The organism is Pseudomonas sp. GW821-FHT02A11 (genome assembly GCF_059421985.1).
This window is the reverse complement of sequence record NZ_JBWKWB010000005.1, coordinates 45,857-65,577: the sequence shown is the minus strand read 5'-3', so window position 1 is coordinate 65,577 and position 19,721 is coordinate 45,857. Positions and strand designations below refer to the sequence as shown.

Annotated in this window: 16 protein-coding genes; 10 read left to right on the top strand and 6 right to left on the bottom strand. The window is 62.5% G+C overall.

Annotated features, from left to right (window positions below):
- Window positions 1–97: 97 nt before the first annotated feature.
- Complete coding sequence (gene mreB, locus AC07V9_RS09615; RefSeq protein WP_020292894.1) at window positions 98–1,135, bottom strand: rod shape-determining protein MreB; 1,038 nt, start codon at window positions 1,133–1,135, stop codon at window positions 98–100.
- Window positions 1,136–1,343: 208 nt separating this feature from the next.
- Between mreB and gatC the strand changes: the two genes are divergently transcribed.
- From gatC to AC07V9_RS09590, 5 genes are all read left to right on the top strand, one after another.
- The gene (gene gatC / locus AC07V9_RS09610) at window positions 1,344–1,631 is read left to right on the top strand and encodes an Asp-tRNA(Asn)/Glu-tRNA(Gln) amidotransferase subunit GatC (protein ID WP_404637184.1); all 288 of its coding nucleotides are present in this window, start codon (window positions 1,344–1,346) and stop codon (window positions 1,629–1,631) included.
- Between the two features lie 15 nt (window positions 1,632–1,646).
- The gene (gene gatA, locus AC07V9_RS09605) at window positions 1,647–3,098 is read left to right on the top strand and encodes an Asp-tRNA(Asn)/Glu-tRNA(Gln) amidotransferase subunit GatA (RefSeq protein ID WP_495015488.1); all 1,452 of its coding nucleotides are present in this window, start codon (window positions 1,647–1,649) and stop codon (window positions 3,096–3,098) included.
- Window positions 3,099–3,109: 11 nt separating this feature from the next.
- Entirely contained in the window at window positions 3,110–4,555 is a 1,446-nt protein-coding gene (gatB, locus tag AC07V9_RS09600) for an Asp-tRNA(Asn)/Glu-tRNA(Gln) amidotransferase subunit GatB (protein WP_495015487.1), read from the top strand.
- Window positions 4,556–4,864: 309 nt separating this feature from the next.
- The gene (locus AC07V9_RS09595; RefSeq protein WP_495015486.1) at window positions 4,865–5,239 is read left to right on the top strand and encodes a septal ring lytic transglycosylase RlpA family protein; all 375 of its coding nucleotides are present in this window, start codon (window positions 4,865–4,867) and stop codon (window positions 5,237–5,239) included.
- 62 nt (window positions 5,240–5,301) lie between these two features.
- Complete coding sequence (locus tag AC07V9_RS09590) at window positions 5,302–6,354, top strand: calcium/sodium antiporter (protein WP_495015787.1); 1,053 nt, start codon at window positions 5,302–5,304, stop codon at window positions 6,352–6,354.
- Between the two features lie 126 nt (window positions 6,355–6,480).
- On the opposite strand, the gene AC07V9_RS09585 is transcribed toward AC07V9_RS09590, so the two are convergent.
- From AC07V9_RS09585 to ptsP, 5 genes are all read right to left on the bottom strand, one after another.
- Complete coding sequence (locus AC07V9_RS09585) at window positions 6,481–7,422, bottom strand: AEC family transporter (protein WP_495015485.1); 942 nt, start codon at window positions 7,420–7,422, stop codon at window positions 6,481–6,483.
- A 238-nt stretch (window positions 7,423–7,660) separates the two neighbouring features.
- Complete coding sequence (locus tag AC07V9_RS09580) at window positions 7,661–9,220, bottom strand: alkaline phosphatase D family protein (protein WP_495015484.1); 1,560 nt, start codon at window positions 9,218–9,220, stop codon at window positions 7,661–7,663.
- Between the two features lie 223 nt (window positions 9,221–9,443).
- Window positions 9,444–11,186 carry a PTS fructose-like transporter subunit IIB gene (locus tag AC07V9_RS09575; RefSeq protein ID WP_495015483.1) on the bottom strand — a complete coding sequence of 581 codons (1,743 nt, stop codon included), beginning with the start codon at window positions 11,184–11,186 and terminating at the stop codon, window positions 9,444–9,446.
- Window positions 11,187–11,202: 16 nt separating this feature from the next.
- The gene (pfkB, locus tag AC07V9_RS09570) at window positions 11,203–12,141 is read right to left on the bottom strand and encodes a 1-phosphofructokinase (RefSeq protein ID WP_495015482.1); all 939 of its coding nucleotides are present in this window, start codon (window positions 12,139–12,141) and stop codon (window positions 11,203–11,205) included.
- Window positions 12,141–15,017, bottom strand: a complete 2,877-nt coding sequence (gene ptsP / locus AC07V9_RS09565) for a phosphoenolpyruvate--protein phosphotransferase (protein ID WP_495015481.1) — start codon at window positions 15,015–15,017, stop codon at window positions 12,141–12,143. Before ptsP ends, pfkB begins: the two co-directional genes overlap by 1 nt.
- A 304-nt stretch (window positions 15,018–15,321) precedes the next feature.
- Between ptsP and cra the strand changes: the two genes are divergently transcribed.
- The 5 genes from cra to AC07V9_RS09540 all read left to right on the top strand — a co-directional run bounded on the left by cra (window position 15,322) and on the right by AC07V9_RS09540 (window position 19,719).
- Window positions 15,322–16,317, top strand: a complete 996-nt coding sequence (gene cra / locus AC07V9_RS09560) for a catabolite repressor/activator (protein WP_495015480.1) — start codon at window positions 15,322–15,324, stop codon at window positions 16,315–16,317.
- Between the two features lie 3 nt (window positions 16,318–16,320).
- A complete protein-coding gene (locus AC07V9_RS09555) occupies window positions 16,321–17,100 on the top strand; it encodes a TatD family hydrolase (protein ID WP_495015479.1) in 780 nt (259 codons plus the stop codon).
- A gap of 95 nt (window positions 17,101–17,195) precedes the next feature.
- Complete coding sequence (locus AC07V9_RS09550) at window positions 17,196–17,624, top strand: low affinity iron permease family protein (RefSeq protein ID WP_495015478.1); 429 nt, start codon at window positions 17,196–17,198, stop codon at window positions 17,622–17,624.
- Window positions 17,625–17,843: 219 nt separating this feature from the next.
- Window positions 17,844–18,965 (top strand): DUF3182 family protein, encoded by a 1,122-nt coding sequence (locus AC07V9_RS09545; RefSeq protein WP_495015477.1) that lies wholly within the window; start codon window positions 17,844–17,846, stop codon window positions 18,963–18,965.
- Window positions 18,949–19,719, top strand: a complete 771-nt coding sequence (locus AC07V9_RS09540) for an alpha/beta hydrolase family protein (RefSeq protein WP_495015476.1) — start codon at window positions 18,949–18,951, stop codon at window positions 19,717–19,719. The genes AC07V9_RS09545 and AC07V9_RS09540 overlap by 17 nt, the downstream gene beginning before the upstream one ends.
- The last annotated feature ends 2 nt before the right edge of the window (window positions 19,720–19,721 follow it).

Genomic DNA, 19,721 nt, shown 5'->3' with positions numbered 1-19,721 from the left:
AAGCCTTGCAACATCAGGAGGAGACGTCAACAGGTCATGCACAAACGGGCAGCGCCATAAGCGCCACCCGTTCGACATCATGGAGCCATCCGGCGACTTACTCGCTGGAGAGCAGGTCCATGGTGTGCTTGTCCATCATTTCCAGCGCACGGCCACCGCCACGAGCAACACAGGTCAGCGGGTCTTCGGCGACGATCACCGGCAGGCCGGTTTCCTGGGCCAGCAGTTTGTCCAGGTCACGCAGCAGCGCACCACCACCGGTCAGCACCAGACCGCGCTCGGCGATGTCCGAAGCCAGTTCCGGAGGCGATTGCTCCAGCGCGCTTTTCACGGCCTGAACGATGGTTGCCAGGGATTCCTGCAACGCTTCCAGCACTTCGTTGGAGTTCAGGGTGAAGGCACGTGGCACGCCTTCGGCCAGGTTGCGGCCGCGCACGTCGACTTCACGCACTTCGCCGCCCGGGTAGGCCGTACCGATTTCCTGCTTGATGCGCTCAGCGGTGGATTCACCGATGAGGCTGCCGTAGTTGCGACGCACATAAGTGATGATCGCTTCGTCGAAACGGTCGCCGCCCACACGGACGGATTCGGCGTAGACCACACCATTGAGCGAGATCAGGGCGATTTCAGTGGTACCACCACCGATATCGACGACCATCGAGCCACGGGCTTCTTCGACCGGCAGGCCGGCACCGATGGCAGCGGCCATGGGTTCTTCGATCAGGAACACTTCACGTGCACCGGCGCCCAGGGCCGACTCGCGAATGGCGCGACGCTCAACCTGGGTGGATTTGCACGGAACGCAGATCAGCACGCGAGGGCTAGGCTGCAGGAAGCTGTTTTCGTGAACTTTGTTGATGAAATACTGGAGCATCTTTTCGCACACGCTGAAATCGGCGATCACGCCGTCTTTCATCGGACGAATGGCAGCGATGTTGCCCGGGGTACGGCCCAGCATTCGCTTGGCTTCCATCCCGACAGCAACGACGCTCTTCTGATTTCCGTGGGTCCGAATGGCCACAACCGATGGCTCGTTCAGGACAATACCGCGCTCACGCACGTAAATAAGGGTGTTGGCAGTGCCCAGGTCAATGGAAAGATCGCTGGAAAACATGCCACGCAGTTTCTTGAACATGGGAAAGGGACCCTAGGGAACGCGTGGGTAAAAAAGTGCGGCAAACTCTAACAACGACAGGGATTTTGGGCAAGGAGCCAATATGCTAAATTGGCTGTTTTTCCGAGCACTACCCTCGACGATCGCGGCCCTTTGACCGTCTGGATCGCGTAGTGTTCCGCAATCTGACGTACGGTCAAGTCCGTACGCATTCCACTGGAGAAACCCCATGGCGCTTGATCGCTCCGACGTGGAAAAAATCGCTCATCTGGCCCGACTGGGCCTCAATGACGCCGATATCCCGCGTACCACCGAAGCACTGAACAGCATTCTCGGGCTGGTCGACCAGATGCAGGCGGTCGACACCACCGGTATCGAACCGCTCGCGCATCCGCTTGAAGCCTCGCAACGCCTACGTGAAGACGTAGTCAGCGAGACCAATCATCGCGATTCCTATCAAGCCATCGCACCAGCGGTCGAAGACGGCCTTTATCTGGTTCCGAAAGTCATCGACTAAGGGAATGAGCCTGCAATGCACCAAATGACTCTGGCAGAGATCGCTCGCGGTCTGGCCGACAAAAAGTTTTCTTCCGAAGAATTGACCCGCTCCCTGCTGGCGCGCATCGCCCAGCTGGACTCGCAGATCAATAGCTTCATCTCCGTCACCGAAGACCTGGCCATCACTCAGGCCCAGGCCGCTGACGCCCGTCGTGCTGCTGGCGAAACCGGCGCGTTGCTCGGCGCTCCGCTGGCGCACAAGGACCTGTTCTGCACCAAAGGCATCCGCACCAGCTGTGCCTCGAAGATGCTCGACAACTTCAAGGCCCCGTACGACGCCACTATCGTCGCCAAGCTCGCCGCTGCCGGCACCGTGACGCTGGGCAAGACCAACATGGACGAATTCGCCATGGGGTCGGCCAACGAGTCCAGCCACTACGGCGCGGTGAAGAACCCGTGGAACCTTGCGCACGTACCCGGCGGCTCGTCCGGCGGTTCGGCGGCCGCGGTGGCCGCGCGTCTGCTGCCTGCCGCGACCGGCACCGACACCGGCGGCTCGATTCGCCAACCGGCTGCACTGACCAACCTCACCGGTCTGAAACCGACCTACGGTCGCGTCTCGCGCTGGGGCATGATCGCCTACGCGTCGAGCTTGGATCAGGCCGGCCCCATGGCGCGCACTGCCGAAGACTGCGCCCTGCTGCTGCAAGGCATGGCCGGTTTCGACATCAATGATTCCACCAGCATCGACGAGCCGGTCCCGGATTACAGCGCCAGCCTCAACGGCTCGCTGCAAGGCCTGCGCATCGGCGTGCCGAAGGAGTACTTCAGCGCGGGTCTGGACCCACGCATCGCCGATCTGGTCATGGCAAGCGTCGAGGAGCTGAAAAAGCTCGGTGCCGTGGTCAAGGAAGTCAGCCTGCCCAACCTGCAACACGCGATCCCTGCTTATTATGTGATCGCGCCGGCAGAAGCCTCCTCCAACCTGTCGCGTTTCGACGGCGTGCGTTTTGGCTATCGCTGCGAAGACCCGAAAGACCTGACCGACCTGTACAAGCGCTCTCGTGGCGAAGGCTTCGGCCCTGAAGTGCAGCGCCGGATCATGGTCGGCGCCTACGCGCTGTCCGCCGGTTACTACGATGCCTATTACCTGCAAGCGCAGAAGATCCGTCGCCTGATCAAGAACGACTTCATGAACGCCTTCAAGGACGTCGATGTGATCCTCGGCCCGACCACGCCGAACCCGGCCTGGAAAATCGGCGCCAAGAACGCCGACCCGATTGCCGCGTACCTGGAAGACTTCTACACCATCACCGCCAACCTCGCGGGCCTGCCGGGCCTGTCGATGCCAGCGGGCTTCGCTGACGGTTTGCCGGTCGGCGTGCAACTGCTGGCGCCCTACTTCCAGGAAGGCCGTTTGCTCAATGTTGCCCATCAGTACCAACAGGTCACTGACTGGCACCTACGTTCGCCGGCCGGCTTCTAAGGAGAAAACACATGCAATGGGAAGTCGTCATCGGGCTGGAGATTCATACCCAGCTCACCACCCAATCGAAGATTTTCTCCGGTAGCGCCACCACGTTCGGCTCCGAGCCCAACACCCAGGCCAGCCTCGTCGACCTGGGCATGCCCGGCACGCTGCCGGTGCTGAACAAGGAAGCCGTGCAGATGGCGGTCAAGTTCGGCCTGGCCATCGACGCCGAAATCGGCCAGCACAACGTGTTCGCCCGCAAGAACTACTTCTACCCGGACCTGCCCAAGGGCTACCAGATCAGCCAGATGGAGCTGCCGATCGTCGGCAAGGGTCACTTGGACATCACGCTGGAAGACGGCACCATCAAGCGCATCGGCGTGACCCGTGCCCACCTTGAAGAGGACGCGGGCAAAAGCCTGCACGAAGACTTCAGCGGCATGACCGGCATCGACCTGAACCGCGCTGGCACCCCGCTGCTGGAAATCGTTTCCGAACCGGACATGCGTTCGGCCAAGGAAGCGGTGGCCTACGTCAAGGCGATGCACGCGCTGGTCCGCTACCTGGGCATCTGCGACGGCAACATGGCCGAAGGCTCGCTGCGTTGCGACTGCAACGTGTCGGTTCGCCCCAAAGGCCAGGTCGAGTTCGGCACCCGCTGCGAGATCAAGAACGTCAACTCGTTCCGTTTCATCGAGAAGGCGATCAACAGCGAGATCCAGCGCCAGATCGACCTGATCGAAGACGGCGGCAAGGTCATTCAGCAAACCCGCCTGTATGACCCGAACACCAACGAGACCCGCGCCATGCGCAGCAAGGAAGAAGCCAACGACTACCGTTACTTCCCCGACCCTGACCTGCTGCCGGTGATCATCGAGGATTCGTTCCTCGAACAGACCCGCGCCACCCTGCCGGAGCTGCCGCCGCAGAAACGCGAGCGCTTCCAGTCGCAGTTCGGCCTGTCGCTGTACGACGCCAGCGTGCTGGCTTCCAGCCGCGAGCAGGCGGACTACTTCGAGAAAGTGGTGAGCATCGCGGGCGACGCCAAGCTGGCCGCCAACTGGGTCATGGTCGAGCTGGGTTCGCTGCTCAACAAACAAGGCGCGGAGATCGACGAATCGCCGGTCAGCGCCGAGCAACTGGGCGGCATGCTGCAGCGCATCACCGACAACACCATCTCGGGCAAGATCGCCAAGATGGTCTTCGAGGCGATGGCCAATGGTGAAGGCAGCGCGGACGAGATCATCGAGAAGCGCGGCCTCAAGCAAGTGACCGACAGCGGCGCCATCGAGTCGATTCTCGATGACATGCTCAAGGCCAACGCCGAGCAGGTCGAGCAGTACCGCGCCGCCGATGAAGCCAAGCGCGGCAAGATGTTCGGCTTCTTCGTCGGGCAGGCCATGAAAGCCTCCAAAGGCAAGGCCAACCCGGGGCAGGTCAACGAACTCCTCAAGCGCAAGCTGGAAGGTTGATGCAAAGGCCCTGATCCGGAACTTTCGTCATCAGGGCCGGCCCTTTCGTGAGCAAGCTTACTCCCACAGACTGTATGGATCCTGTGGGAGTGAGCTTGCTCACGAAAGCGGATTTATTCGCGATTGGATATGTCTGACGCATCGCCATCGCGAATGAATTCGCTCCCACAGGGGTTCATGCTGCAGTTGATGTCGAATCCTGGCTTTTGACTTCTGTGGGAGCGAATTCATTCTGGGCGGCACCCCGACGAGGCGCCATCCCAGGCGACATAGAATCGCCGGGCAATAACCACCAAAGGACTGAACCTCATGTGGCGGCTCCTCGGCGCTTGCGCCTTGATCTCCCTGCTGGCCGGCTGCGCCAGCGACGCAATCATCGATCCACACGGCTACAACGCCACCGGCGGTGCCTCGTATTACGGCGCAGCGCATCAAGGCAAGCGCACCGCCAGCGGTGAACGCTTCGACCAGAATTCCCTGACTGCCGCCCATCGCCAGCTGCCCTTCGGTACCCGGGTGCAAGTCACCAACCTGGACAACGACCGCAAGGTGATCGTCCGCATCAACGATCGCGGCCCGCATACCCGCTCCCGGATCATCGACGTATCCCGCCAGGCCGCCGAACAATTGGGTATGCTGCGTAGCGGAACCGCCCAAGTGCGGGTGCAAGCCCTCGACGATTGATTGCCCCTGACGGCTCTAAGGAGCGCTGAATTCTCGCCCTCTCCACCCTCCCGCTGCCCACGCTGATCGAGCTGGTCTGTGGCCTGCTGCTGATGATCCTCGGTGCCGAACTCTCGGTGCGTGCCGCCGTGGCGCTGGCTGCCCTGCTGAAAACCCGCCCGCTGTTCCTCGGCCTGACCGTCGTCGCGCTGGGCAGCAGCGCCCCGCAAATGGCCGTCGGCCTGCAAGCGGCGCTGACCGACAGCCCCGACATCGCTGTGGGCAGCGTCATCGGCAGCAACATCTTCAACATCCTGGTCACCCTCGGCCTGTCCGCGCTGATCATTCCGCTGCGCGTGGCCCGACAACTGGTGCGCGTCGACTTACCGCTGATGATCGGCGCCACCGCGCTGGTCGCAGGCCTTGCCTGGAACGGTGTGCTGAGCGGGGTCGATGGCGTGATTCTGCTGATTGCCATGGCCGCTTACCTGGCTGTGGTGGTGCGTCAGTTCGCCCATGGCGCGCGACATTTCGACACTACAGACGAAACACCGCGCCGCAAATTCTGGCCGATTCTTGGACGCCTGGCGTTGATGTCCTGCGGGTTGGCCTTGCTGATTCTCGGCAGTCATTTGCTGGTGGGTGCGGCGGTGGTGGTCGCTCAGGATCTGGGCCTGTCGGAACGGGTCATCGGCCTGACCGTGATTGCCGTCGCCACGTCTCTCCCTGCCTTGATGACCTCGCTGATTGCCGCCCTGCGTGGCGAGCGGGATATCGCCGTGGGCAACATCATCGGCAGCAACCTGTTCAACCTGCTCGGCGTGTTGGGGGTGACTTCGCTGATCGCCTCGTCGCCATTGTCGATCTCACCCAACGCGCTGGATTTCGACCTGCCGGTGATGCTCGGCGTCGCCGCGTTGTGCCTGCCGCTGTTCTATTCCGGCTATCGCATCACCCGATTGGAAGGCTTGCTGCTGTTGGGACTGTACGCGGTGTATGGGCTGCACATCGTCTCGTTCACCACCGGCATGCCCCTGGCGGACCGGCTGGAACGGTTGATGATTCATTACGCGTTGCCGGTCTTGGGCCTGGGGGTGTTGATCAGCACGGTCAGGGCCTGGCGCAGACAGCACTGACCCGCCACGAGCCGAATCCTGTAGGCGTGAGCTTGCCCGCGATTGCGTAGTGCCAGCCAATATCCAGGCGCCTGAAGGAACGCCATCGCGGGCAAGCGCGCTCCTACGGGTAGGCGCGCGGGCGATCTAGATCCACCCGCCCCACTGCAAAATGAAAATCCCGATGTTCGTCGTCACGGCCGCTGCGAGGGTGGTCATGACGATGATCGACGCGGCGAGCTCATGATTGCCCTCGGCCGCACGGGCCATGACGAAACTGGCCGATGCCGTCGGCGCGCCGAAGTACAGGAACAGAATCCCCAGCTCCGCATGCCGAAAACCCAGCAGCCAGGCCCCAAGGGTGCAGATCAGCGGCAGCCAGACCATCTTCATCAGGCTTGCGCTGATCGCCAGCCCACCGCTTTCGCGCAGTGATTTGAGCGACAACGTGCCGCCGATGCACATCAGGGCCAGTGGCAGGGTCATCTGCGCCAGGTAGCTGCCGGAGGTATCGAGCCACTTCGGCAGACCGATGCCGAAGTAGGCGAAAGGGGTCGCAGCGATGATGCTGATGATCAGCGGGTTGGCGAAAACGCTTTTGCAGATACTCCACGGGTCGGATTTGATCACCGGGCTGTACACCGCGAGCACCACGGTGGAGAGGGTGTTGTAGAACAGGATCACCAGGGCGGCGAGGATCGCGCCGAGGGAGATCCCGTAGTCGCCGTACATGCTCGCCGCCAGCGCGAGGCCGATGACGCCGTTGTTGCCGCGGAATGCCCCTTGCACATAGATGCCGCGCTCGATGAAGGGCACGCGATAGATCGCCCAGCCCCAGACCAGCGCAAACCCCACCAGCGTGGCAATGATGAAGTAGATCAGCACACCCGGTTGCAGCGCTGCGTGGAGGTCGGCGTGGATGATGCCGAGGAACAGCAGCGCCGGCATCGTGCAGTTGAACACCAGCGAGGATGCGGTGTGAATGAAACCGTCGTTGATCCAGCCGACGCGCTTGAGCACCACGCCGAGAAACAGCATGGCGAAGACCGGAGCCGTGATGTTCAGGGTTTCCAGAAAAATTGCCAGCATGCACACCAAACCCTGATCCGTCGTTAGGTGGCTAATGATAGGCCAGCACGGCAGAGAGTGTTACCGGGAATTGCGCAGTGATCGTACAACCGCAGTCATTGAAGGTGACCAGCTTCTCTGTGGGAGCGAATTCATTCGCGATGCGGTGGTACATCCAACACAGATGTGGCGCATGCGCGGGCCAATCGCGAGTGAATTCGCTCACCGGATTATTCGGTGCTGTTCAATCGGTTATTGATCAAACCTGAGCAGGCGCCAGCTTCTTCTCGAACACCGACACCCCGTCCAGATCCCGCAGCGTCACGGTCATCTCGCCGCTCTGCCCTTCGATGTTCACCTCGCCGAAAAACTGAAAGCCGGCAAAAGGCGAGGTGTTCTGCGCGGGCGGGGCTTTCTGGAAGACCAGTTCCGGGCCAAAGGTTTTGTCCAGCGTGTTAGGCCCGAAACTGCCCGCATTCAAGGGGCCCGCGACGAATTCCCAGAATGGGTCGAACTCCTGGAACACCGCTTGATCGGGATGATAGTGATGGGCCGCGCAGTAATGCACGTCAGCGGTCAGCCATACCGTGTTGCGCACCTTCTGCTGACGCAGGAAACCCAGCAGCTCGGCGACCTCCAGCTCACGCCCTTTCGGCGCGCCGTTGTCGGTGTTGGCAATGGCTTCCCAGCGCATGACACCGGGGCTGATCTCGCCATCCGGCACACCGAGGCTGATCGGCATGTCTGCGGCGATGACTTTCCATTGTGCGTTCGACGCCTGCAGTTCGCGCTTGAGCCAGTCCAACTGCTCGCGCCCGAGGAACGCTGTGGTCGACCCCGGTTTGTCGGCCAGGTTGGCGTCGTTGCCGTCGCGGTAGCTGCGCATGTCGAGGACGAACACGTCGAGCATCGGCCCATAACTCAGCTTGCGATACACCCGCCCGCCGTTGTCGGCGCTTTGCAAGCGCATCGGCGCGTATTCGAGGAACGCCTGACGTCCGCGCGAGGCCAGCAGTTGGATGTCCTTGACCTTGTAACGCTCGTCGAGCTGCTTGCTCGGTGACCAGTTATTGCTGACTTCGTGGTCGTCCCACTGCCAGATCTGCGGCACTTCGGCGTTGAAGCGACGCAGGTTTTCGTCCATCAGGTTGTAGCGGTAGGCGCCGCGATACTCATCGAGGGTCTCGGCGACTTTGCTCTTCGCTTCGGTGGTGATGTTGCGCCAGATGCGCCCGCCTTCGGTGACCACCTCAGCGGGCACCGGGCCATCGGCGTAAATGGTGTCGCCGCTGTGGATGAAGAAGTCCGGCAGGCGCAGGCGCATGGCTTCGTAGATGCGCATGCCGCCGATGTCCGGGTTGATGCCGAAGCCTTGACCTACGGTGTCGCCGCTCCACACGAAACGGATGTCGCGGCGGGTCTGCGGCACGCTGCGCAGGTGGCCGAACCAGGGTTCGCTGGCGACGCCGGTCTGGGCGTCCTCGAAGGACACGCGGTAGAAAATGGCTTGATCGGTGGGCAGGCCGGTCAGCTCGACGCGGGCGGTGAAGTCGGTGCGCTGATCGGCCAGCAGCGAGACAGACCGGCGCGGATTGGTGAACATACTGCGCGTGTCCCATTCGACGACCATGCGCGAGGGGCGATCACTGCGGCTCCAGACCATGGCGCGGTCGCCCATGAGGTCGCCGGACTGCACGCCGTCGGTCATCTTCGGGCGATCCTTCACCGACGCGATGACCGCCGGGGCCAATCCGGGCAAGAGCAAACCGGCGCCCGCGGCTTGAATGATGCGACGGCGGGTCAGGTCGAACTGAGTCATGGTGGTCCCCTCAAGTGAATGGCGAAGAGAGGAAGCTAACAACCGAATGTTGGGGGTTTGTGACAGGACGAAAGTCAGTAGGCGTGCGCATCTCCTGTGGGAGCGAATTCATTCGCGATTGGCCAGTACATCCGATGAATCTCTATCGGACGTACCACCGCATCGCGAATGAATTCGCTCCCACAGATCGAATCCCCGTCAGCCACAACATATTCGGATGCCCTTACGCCCCCGCAGGCACCGCATCCAGCTCGACCACCTCAGGCCGCTTCAGTAGTGCGTACAACACGCCCGTCACCACGCTGCCCACCACAATCGCCAGCAAATACAACAACGCATGGTTGATCGCGTTCGGAATCAACAGCACGAACAGCCCGCCGTGGGGCGCCATGAGCTTGCAGCCGAAGAACATCGACAGCGCCCCCGTCAGCGCGCCGCCGACGATGCTCGCCGGGATCACCCGCAGCGGGTCTTTGGCGGCGAAGGGGATCGCGCCTTCGGAGATGAAGCACAGCCCCAGCACGAACGCCGCCTTTCCCGCTTCGCGCTCGCTCTGGGCGAACTTGTTGCGGGCGATGAAGCTGGCAATGCCCATGCCGATCGGCGGAACCATGCCCGCCGCCATCGCAGCGGCCATCGGCGCGTAGCTCTGGGACGCCAGCAGCCCCACCGAAAACGCGTACGAGGCTTTGTTGATCGGGCCGCCGAGGTCCACGCACATCATCGCGCCCAGCAGCACGCCGAGCAGGATCGCGTTGGTAGTGCCCATGCTGTCGAGGAACTGGGTCAGCCCTTCGAGCATTCCGGCCACGGGCTTGCCGACCACGTAGATCATCACCAGACCAGTCACCAGACTCGCCAGCAACGGAATGATCAGGATCGGCTTCAGCGCCTCGACACTGGCGGGCAGCTTCGCGTAGCGGTTGATTGCCGCTGCGGCGTATCCGGCAATGAAACCGGCGATGATGCCGCCGATGAAGCCCGCGCCCAGCGTGCTGGCCAGCAGCCCGCCGATCATGCCTGGCGCAAGCCCCGGCCGATCCGCGATGGAATAGGCGATGTAACCCGCCAGCAACGGCACCATTAATTTGAACGCCGCGTCGCCGCCGATCTGCATCAATGCCGCCGCCAGGGTGCCCTGCTCCTTGAACGCGGTGATGCCGAACACGAAGGAAAGCGCGATCAGCAAACCGCCTGCCACCACCATCGGCAGCATGAATGACACGCCGGTCAGCAGGTGTTTGTAGACGCCGGTTTTCTCTTTTTTCGTCGGGGCTTTTGCAGTCGATGCAGAAGACTCGACCTCCCCTTCAGCCAGGGCTTTTTTCAGCGTCGCTTCCGATTGCTTGAGCGCAATCCCGGTGCCACAGCGATAAATGCGCTTGCCGGCGAAACGCTCGGTGGCCACTTCGATATCGGCGGCGAGCAGCACCACGTCGGCCTCGGCGATGGCCTGGGCGCTGAGCGGATTGCGTGCGCCCACCGAGCCCTGGGTCTCCACTTGCAGGTCATAGCCGAGTTTCTTCGCGGCCTGCTGGATCGCTTCGGCGGCCATGAAGGTGTGGGCAACGCCGGTCGGGCAGGCGGTCACGGCCACCAGCTGCGGCATCTTGCTCGCAGTCGCGCCGGTCGCGGGTTCAGCGCTTGCGCTGGCGACATGAACCTTTGCCAGCTCATGGGCCGAATGCATGAAACCGTCGATGTCCTGCAACGCCCGGGCGGGCGTCGACTGGTGCAGGCGCTTGCCAGCAAACCGGTTCAAATCCAGCGGACCGGTGTTGACCACCAGCACCCAGTCGGCGCTGTCGATGTCGGCGGCGGACAGTTGTTTTTCCGGATAGCGAGGGTCGTGCACTTCAACGCACGTCGTCCAGCCCTGACGCTGGGCCGCCGCGTCGAGCAGACGGGCGCTGAGGACGCTGCTGATCTTGCCGTTCGGGCAGGCCGTGACAATGGCTAACTTCATCACACTTCCTCTCTTCTTATTCGGTCATGGCGCGCACGTTGACGCCGCCTTCCAGCCGTTTGAGTTGCGCCGCGTCGTTGATGCCGAACCCGATCTGGGTCACCGCCATCGCCGCAATCGCCGTGGCGGTGCGCAGGGTCTGCTCGGGGGAGTGGCCGCTCAGCAGGCCGTGAACCATGCCCGCCAGCAGCGAATCCCCCGCGCCCACAGTGCTTGCCACCGTTACCGATGGCGGCAAAGCCTGCAGGGCGACGTCAGAGCTGAACCAGTGCACGCCTTCCGAGCCCTGGGAAATCACCACATGCTCGATGCCGCGCTGACGCAATGTCTGGGCTGCCTGAGCCTGGGCGGCAATGGAAATGATCGGCGCATCCAGCGCATCCGCCAACTCTTCGGTGTTGGGCTTGATCAGCCATGGCGAGGCTTCAAGGCCTGCGCGCAACGCCGCGCCGCTGGTATCCAGCGCGACTTTCAGACCCATGTCGTTGAGCTTGAGCAGTAGCGTTTTCAGCCACTGCGCGTCGACGCCACGGGGCAGACTGCCGGCGACGACCACCGCATCGAAGTCACCCGCGATCTGTTCGACACGGGCCGCCAACGCTTGTTGCGCCTGCACACTGACTTCAGGCCCTGGTCCGTTCAGGTCAGTGATGCGACCGCTGCTTTCGGCCAGTTTGATGTTGCTGCGGGTTTCGCCCGGCACGCGCACGAACTCGTCGACGAAGCCGCGCCTGGCGAACAACGACTCGAATGACTGCTGGTTGTCCACGCCGAGAAACCCGGCAACGGTGAGCGTGTGGCCCAGATCGGCCAGCACCTGCGCCACGTTGAGGCCCTTGCCCGCCGCATGGGTGAGCATGCGTTCGCTGCGGTTGACCTGGCCGACCTGCAAGGGACCCAACTGCACGGTCAGGTCCAGCGCCGGGTTCATGGTCAATGTCAGAATGTTCGCCATTACAGCTTCTCCACGCACAGCCTCTCCACGAGGCCACGTACTTCAGCGGCGCTGGCGACGGTCAGCGCGTGTTGCGCCAACTGCCGGGCACCGCTTAGATTCAATTCACGCACGCACGCTTTGACTTCGCCGACACTGCGCGCTGCGACACTCAATTCATCGACGCCCAGCCCGACCAGCACTGGCACCGCCAGCGGATCCGCCGCCAGCTCGCCGCACACGCCCACCCATTTGCCATGAGCGTGGGCGGCGCGAACGGTGATATCGATCAGTTGCAGCACCGCCGGGTGCAGGCTATCGGCCTGAGCCGACAGGGTCGGATGGCCGCGGTCGATGGCCAGCGTGTACTGCGTCAGGTCGTTGGTGCCGACGCTGAAGAAATCCACTTCCCTGGCCAGCACCGGCGCCAGTAGCGCGGCCGAAGGCACTTCGATCATGATGCCCAGCTGCAGGTCAGCCACCGGGATTTCCAGGCGCAAACGCTCGGTCATGTCCCGCGCCTGACGCCACTCTTCAACCGTGCCGACCATCGGAAACATAATCCGCAGCGGGCGGTTGTCGGCGGCACGCAGCAGCGCGCGAAGCTGGCTTTCCATCACGTCCGGGCGTTGCAGGGTCAGGCGGATGCCGCGCACGCCGAGGAAGGGGTTTTCCTCCTTGTCGATGGGCCAGTACGGCAGGGGTTTGTCGCCGCCCACATCGAGGGTGCGCACCACCAGCGGACGGCCCTTGAGGTCGTCCAGCACGCGACGGTACTCGGCTTCCTGGGTGGCTTCGTCCGGGGCCGAACTGTGGGCCATGAACAGCAATTCGGTGCGCAGCAGGCCGATGCCTTCAGCGCCCTGCTCCACCGCAGCCGCAGTGCCGGTGCTGTCGCCGATGTTGGCGAACACCTCGACCGCGTGGCCGTCCTGAGTGATCGCCGGTTCCATACGCAGCGCCGCAGCGGCCTTGAGGCGCACCTCGCGGGTGTCGCGATCGAGCAGCGCGCGTTGCAGGGTGTGCTCGTGCGGCGCAACGTCGAGACGACCGCGCTGGCCGTCGATCAACAGCGGCGTGCCGGACTTGATCAACAGCACCGCATCACCCGCCCCCACCAGCGCCGGAATACCCAAGGCACGGGCGACGATGGCGCTGTGAGCGGTGGCGCCGCCGCGCGCGGTGAGGATGCCAGCGACGCGGGCCGGATCGAGCCGCGCCACGTCGGACGGGCCGACTTCATCCATCACCAGAATGTAAGGCTCTTGCGGCTCGACCAGATCATCGACGCCACACAGCTGCGCCAGTACGCGGCGGCCGACGTCACGCAAATCCGCCGCACGCTCGGCGAGCAGGGCGTCCTTGAGTTGTTCCTGTTGCTGCGCGGCGGCCTCGACCACATGGGTCCAGGCGGCAGCGGCGCTCTCGCCGGTCTTGAGACGCAGAGCGACTTCATCCACCAGCTCGGGGTCGTCGAGCATTTCCTGATGGGTGACGAAAATTTCGCGAATAGCCTTGGCGGTGCTGCGCTGAATCAGGTTGCCGATGTCATTGCGGACCTGAATCAGCGCGCCCTGCAAACGCTCGTGCTCGGCGTGATAGGACTCACCACGCAGCGGGTAATCAAACACCGGCAACACATGCACATGGGCAGGGCCGGTGGCGATACCAGGCGCAGCAGGCACGGCTTGAAGCTGTGACCCGGCAGCGGGCGCGCTCAGGTGCTTTTCCACCACGGCAGCCATCGGGCTTGGCGCGGATTCAGTCGGCAGCGGCTCGATTTCCTCGCCCAGGCCTTCGACCACAGCAGCGATCAATGCGGGCAACGCGTCGTTGGCAACGGAAGGCTCAGCGATGAATTCCAGCACTTGACCACGACGCACGCCCAGGCTCAGCAACTTGCTCAGGCTCTTGGCCGACACCGGGCTCTCACCGCTGTCGAGAATGCGCACGCGAACATCGCCGTCGAAGCGCTTGGCCAGCTGCGCGAGGATCTTTGCAGGCCGCGCATGAAGGCCGTGGGCGTTGGCCAGGGCAATCCGCTCGCTCGGCCAATCAGGCGGCATATCGCCGCCCAAGGCCTGGAGCACGGCGCGGCTGCTGGTGGCCTGGCCCAGTTCGTGGCCGCGCCCCTCGATCAGTAACGCGCACAGACGCTCAAGCAGCGCCTGATGGGATTCGCCCAGGCTCGCCAGGCAGAACAGGCCGGTCAGCGGTTGCCCCAGATGACGCATCGGCTTGTCCGGGGTGACGAACGCCAGGCCCGGCTTGTTGACCATCTGCTCGCTGTGCAGCCACCACAGGCCTTCGCCCAACGGCAGCGGGTCAACCTGTTGCAGCACGGCGGCAAAGCCGTTGTTCACACACTCGGCACGACGCAGCAGACGCGCGCCGCGCCAGACCAGTTCTTCGAAGTCATCGACCGAGGCGCCGAGGCTGATCATCTGCGCATCCAGCGCCAGTTCCTGGGGCGCACCTTGCAGCAGCTTGAGCAGCGATTCGGGGTCCTTCGCCTGACGCAGCGCCTCGCCCAGATCGGTCTCGCCGAGGGCGCGAGTGAGCAGTTGCAGCAGGCGCAGGTGCTCGTCGGATTTGGCCGCGATGCCGATGGCCAGGTACACCATCTGGCCGTCGCCCCAGTCCACGCCCTGGGGGAACTGCATCAGCCGCACGCCGGTGGCGTACACCTGATCGCGGGTCTGTGGCGTGCCATGGGGGATCGCGATGCCCTGCCCCAAGAAGGTCGAACCCTGCTGTTCGCGAGCCTGCAAGCCCTGCAGATAACCGGGGGCCACCAGACCGTCGGCCACCAGCAGATCGGCGAGCAATTGCAGCGCGGCGGGTTTATCCACAGCCGACTGGTCCATGGAAATTTGCTCAACGGTCAGCTCGAGCATCGCTTTCTCCTGAGATTCTTGTTTTAAGACCGACCTGAAATAGCCGATGACTTCATGGCCGCACGTGAGTCATCAGACCCGCGTTTTGATGCGATTACGGCAATACCCAAGCTTGCTGAATCGTTTCATCTAGAATGGCGGGCACGTTACTCGATATTCTCGTTTGTTTGAAGCTCATCGGGCCGAATGGCGTAGGAAGCGTCCTAAAAAACCTAAACGACAATGGTCTGCTGTAATGATGGCCGTGAATCGGTGAAAATCACGACGGCATTGCGTCCATGCAAAGAATAAAAGGAAGGTCCGCTTGAAACTCAGTGATATTGCGCGTCTGGCCGGTGTGTCCGTCACCACGGCAAGCTACGTGATCAACGGCAAGGCCGAACAACAGCGCATCAGCAATGCGACGGTCGAGCGTGTGCGTGCGGTGGTTGAGGCCCATGACTTCCGGCCCAACCCCCAGGCCGCCGGCCTGCGTAGTCGGCACACCCGCACTTTGGGCTTCATCCTTCCGGACCTGGAAAACCCCAGTTACGCCCGCATCGCCAAACAACTGGAACAAGGCGCCCGCGCCCGAGGCTACCAGCTGCTAATCGCCAGTTCCGACGATGATCCCATCAGCGAATTGCAGTTGTTGCAGCTGTTTCGCGCCCGCCGTTGCGACGCCCTGTTCGTCGCCAGTTGCCTGCCCGCCAGCGACGACAGCTACCGCGAATTACAAAAGCGTGGGACACCGGTGATCGCCATCGACCGCGAGATGGACGCCGGGTATTTCTGCTCGGTGGTCAGCGACGACCACGACGCCAGCCAGCAGCTGACCCGCAGCCTGCTGGAGATCAAGCCCCGTCACATCGCGCTGATCGGCGCCCGCCCTGAGCTGAGCGTCAGTAAGGCGCGGGCCAGCGGTTTTGAAGATGCTTTGGATGACTTCAAGGGCTCGGTGATCATCGAGCACGGCGAGTCGTTCAGCCGTGACTGCGGCCTGCAGATTGCCGGCCAGATGCTCGACCGCCTGGGTTACGTCCCCGATGCGCTGATCACCACGTCGTATGTTTTGTTGCAGGGTGTGTTCGACCTGCTCCACGAGCGTCGTCTGAACCCCGACCAACTGCACCTGGGCACGTTCGGAGATACGCAGCTGCTGGATTTCCTGCCGCTGCCGGTCAATGCCATGGCCCAACAGCATCACCTGATCGCTGAAAAAGCCTTGGCGCTGGCCCTGTCGGCCGTCGAGCAAAACCAGTACGAACCCGGCGTGCACGCCATCGTCCGCACATTCAAGCAGCGCATCCACGGGGTCTGACCGGTGAGGCTGATCGACACCCATACGCACCTGGATTTCGACGACTTCGATGCCGATCGCCAGGCGGTGCTCGCCCATTGCCAGCAGCAGGGGGTCGAGCGCATGGTGGTGTTGGGGGTTTATCAGCGCAATCTGCAACGGGTGTGGGATCTGGCCTTGAGCGAGCCTTCGGTTTACGCCGCTTTGGGGCTGCACCCGATCTACCTCAACGAGCATCGTCCCGAGCACCTTGAGGATCTACGCGACCGCCTGGCCGATCTGGCGGGGCATCCCAAGCTGTGCGCGGTGGGCGAAATCGGTCTGGATTACTACGTCCAAACCCTGGACCGGGATCAGCAGAAAGCCGTGTTTGACAGCCAGTTGCAGATGGCCGCCGAATTCAATCTTCCCGCCCTGCTCCACGTGCGCCGCAGCCACGCCGACACCATTGCCACGCTCAAGCGCTTCAAGCTCCGGCGCAGCGGCATCATTCACGCGTTCGCAGGCAGTCGGGAAGAAGCGAAGGAATACATCAAGCTGGGTTTCAAACTCGGACTGGGCGGCGCCGCGACCTGGCCGCAAGCCTCACGCATGCACCGGGTGATCGCCGACCTGCCGCTGGACAGCGTGGTGCTGGAAACCGACTCGCCGGACATGGCCCCGGCCATGCACCCCGGTCAGCGCAACAGCCCTGAACACCTGCCGGACATCTGCGCAGCGCTGGCCGACCTGATGAGCATCCCCGCCGAAACCCTGGCCCGAGCCAGCACTGAAAATGCCTGCATGCTATTTGGCTGGACCTGACTCACCGTCCGCCTGAATTAATTTTGTAAAAAGAAATTTCAGAGACGACCAGCGGTCCTTTGCTTATCTCCCTCTGATCGCTAAGGACACCGGCAATGAAATTCTCTAAATTCGCCCAAGCGCTGTCGAAATGGACCGGTAACCCCAAGACCTTTGCCGTCGCCGTTTTGCTGATCTGCGTGTGGGCCGCGACCGGGCCGCTCTTTCACTACAACGACACCTGGCAGCTGATCATCAACACCTCGACCACCATCATCACCTTTCTGATGGTCTTTCTCGTGCAGAACACCCAGAACCGTGACACAGACGAGCTGCACATCAAGATCGACGAACTGCTGCGCGTGACCAAGGACGCGCAGAATGCCGTATTGAGCCTGGACAACCTCGACCAGAAAGAACTGCATGCCCTGCGCAAGAAATACAAGGCCATGGGCGATCAAGAAGATGCCGACCACACTCAGCCGTTTCCAAAATGCGCCGCTGACGATGATGAGAAAATCTCGGGCCAGGTGGCTGACCATTGATCAGGAGCAAAGGAACCAGGCGGCTTGGGGATCTTCCTAACTGAACTATGCCGCCTGCACTGAAGCCTCGCGAATGAATTCGCTCCCACCGGCGATCTGGCGGACGCCTGAAACACGTGGGCGGGTACCCCACCTGTGGGAGCGAATTGATTGGCGAAAGATGTGTCAGACGACAAAGATGTCATGCGAAATACCTCGGCCTCAACAGGGAGTTCGCCCATGAGGGAATCAAGCAGCACTGCAAAGTCTGAAGTTGTTCTGCTGGCCACCCACAAGCGTCTGGCGACCCATGAAACCGTGGTGCAGCAGGCCTTGGCGCATCGGATCGCCAAGCTGCTGGGCGCAACGTTCGTGGGGGCTTATGACCCGGCGCTGCATCAGGGCCATTCCCTCTACTACATCCCGTCCGACACCTTGATCGGAAAACAGGCAGGCAATGCGCTGGACATTCGCAGCGTCGACGACTTCTTCGGCGGCTTGATCGACTACCCCTTCATGGCCACTAAAGCCATTTCCCATCCCCTGCTCGACGATGCCACTGCCAGGCCCGAAGGCTGGTCGGATCGGTTCTTCGAAGACGCCGTCGACGCCGTGCTCACCGGCTACAGCGTGTTCAACGCCGCTGACGCCAAACGCGCGGGGCTTCTATTGCTCAAGCAAGGCCCGGTGCGGGTCAAGCCGGTGCTGGCGACAGCGGGTCGCGGGCAGGTGGTGGTTACCTCTGAGGCAGAACTGCACGAGGCCCTTGCCCAGCAAGATATGGCCGAGGTCGAGGAATGGGGACTGGTGCTGGAGGAGGACCTGCACGAGGTCATCACCTACAGCGTCGGTCAAGTGCGGGTGGCGGGTATCACCGTGAGTTATCACGGCACCCAGAGCCTGACCGAAGACAACAATGGCGAAACGGTCTATGGCGGCTCGCAGTTGTGGCTGGTGCGTGGCGACTATGACGAACTGCTCAAGCTCGATCTTGACGACGACGTGCGCCGCTCCGTGACCCAAGCCATGAGCTACGAGAAAGCCGCGCTCGAGTGCTTCCCGGATTTTCTCGCCTCACGTCGCAATTACGACATCGCCCACGGCACCAATTCGCGGGGCCAGGTACGTTCCGGGGTGCTGGAGCAATCCTGGCGCATCGGTGGCGCCAGTCCCGCCGAGGTCGAAGCGCTGGTGGCGTTTGCAGCCGACCCGACACTGATGCGCATCGGCGCATCCAGTCATGAAATCTACGGGCCGACCACCCTGCCCGCCAACGCCCATGTTCTCTACGAAGGCGACGACCCCGACGTCGGCCTCATCAGCAAATTCATACAGGTCCAGCCTTATGACCGTTCGCAGTGAAACCATCGACATCAGCGTCAGCGACGACACCATTTCCGGCACCATCCTCACCCCCGGCGCGAAAATGCCGGGCATTCTGTTCGTCCACGGTTGGGGCGGCAGCCAGCAGCGCGACCTGGCGCGGGCCAAGAACATCACCGGCCTGGGTTGCGTGTGCCTGACCTTCGATTTACGCGGCCATGAGCGCACCCACGAAATGCGCGCCTCGGTGTCCCGCGAGCACAGCATGGAAGACCTGCTGGCCGCTTATGACCGCCTGGCGAGCCACCCGGCTGTGGATAACAACGCCATTGCCGTGATCGGCAGCAGTTATGGCGGCTATCTGGCGACGATCCTCAGCGGCATGCGTCCGGTCAAATGGCTGGCCCTGCGGGTGCCTGCGCTGTACTGGGACGCCGACTGGGATATGCCCAAACAGGCGCTGGACCGGGACAAACTGGCGCACTACCGTCGTTCGGCCGTCACCGCCGCCGATAACCGCGCCTTGGCGGCGTGCAAGGATTTCAAGGGAGATGTGTTGCTGGTGGAGTCCGAGCAGGACGACTACGTGCCCCACGCCACCTTGATGAGTTATCGCACAGCGTTCGATCTGGCGCATTCGCTGACGTATCGTCTGCTCGATGGCGCGGATCACGGGCTGAGCAGCGACACCAGTCAGCAGGCGTACACGACGCTGCTGACGGACTGGATCAGCGAAATGGTGGTCGGCTCAAGGCTGGTGGATTACCCGCATCATGCGACGTCGTACTCGTAGTA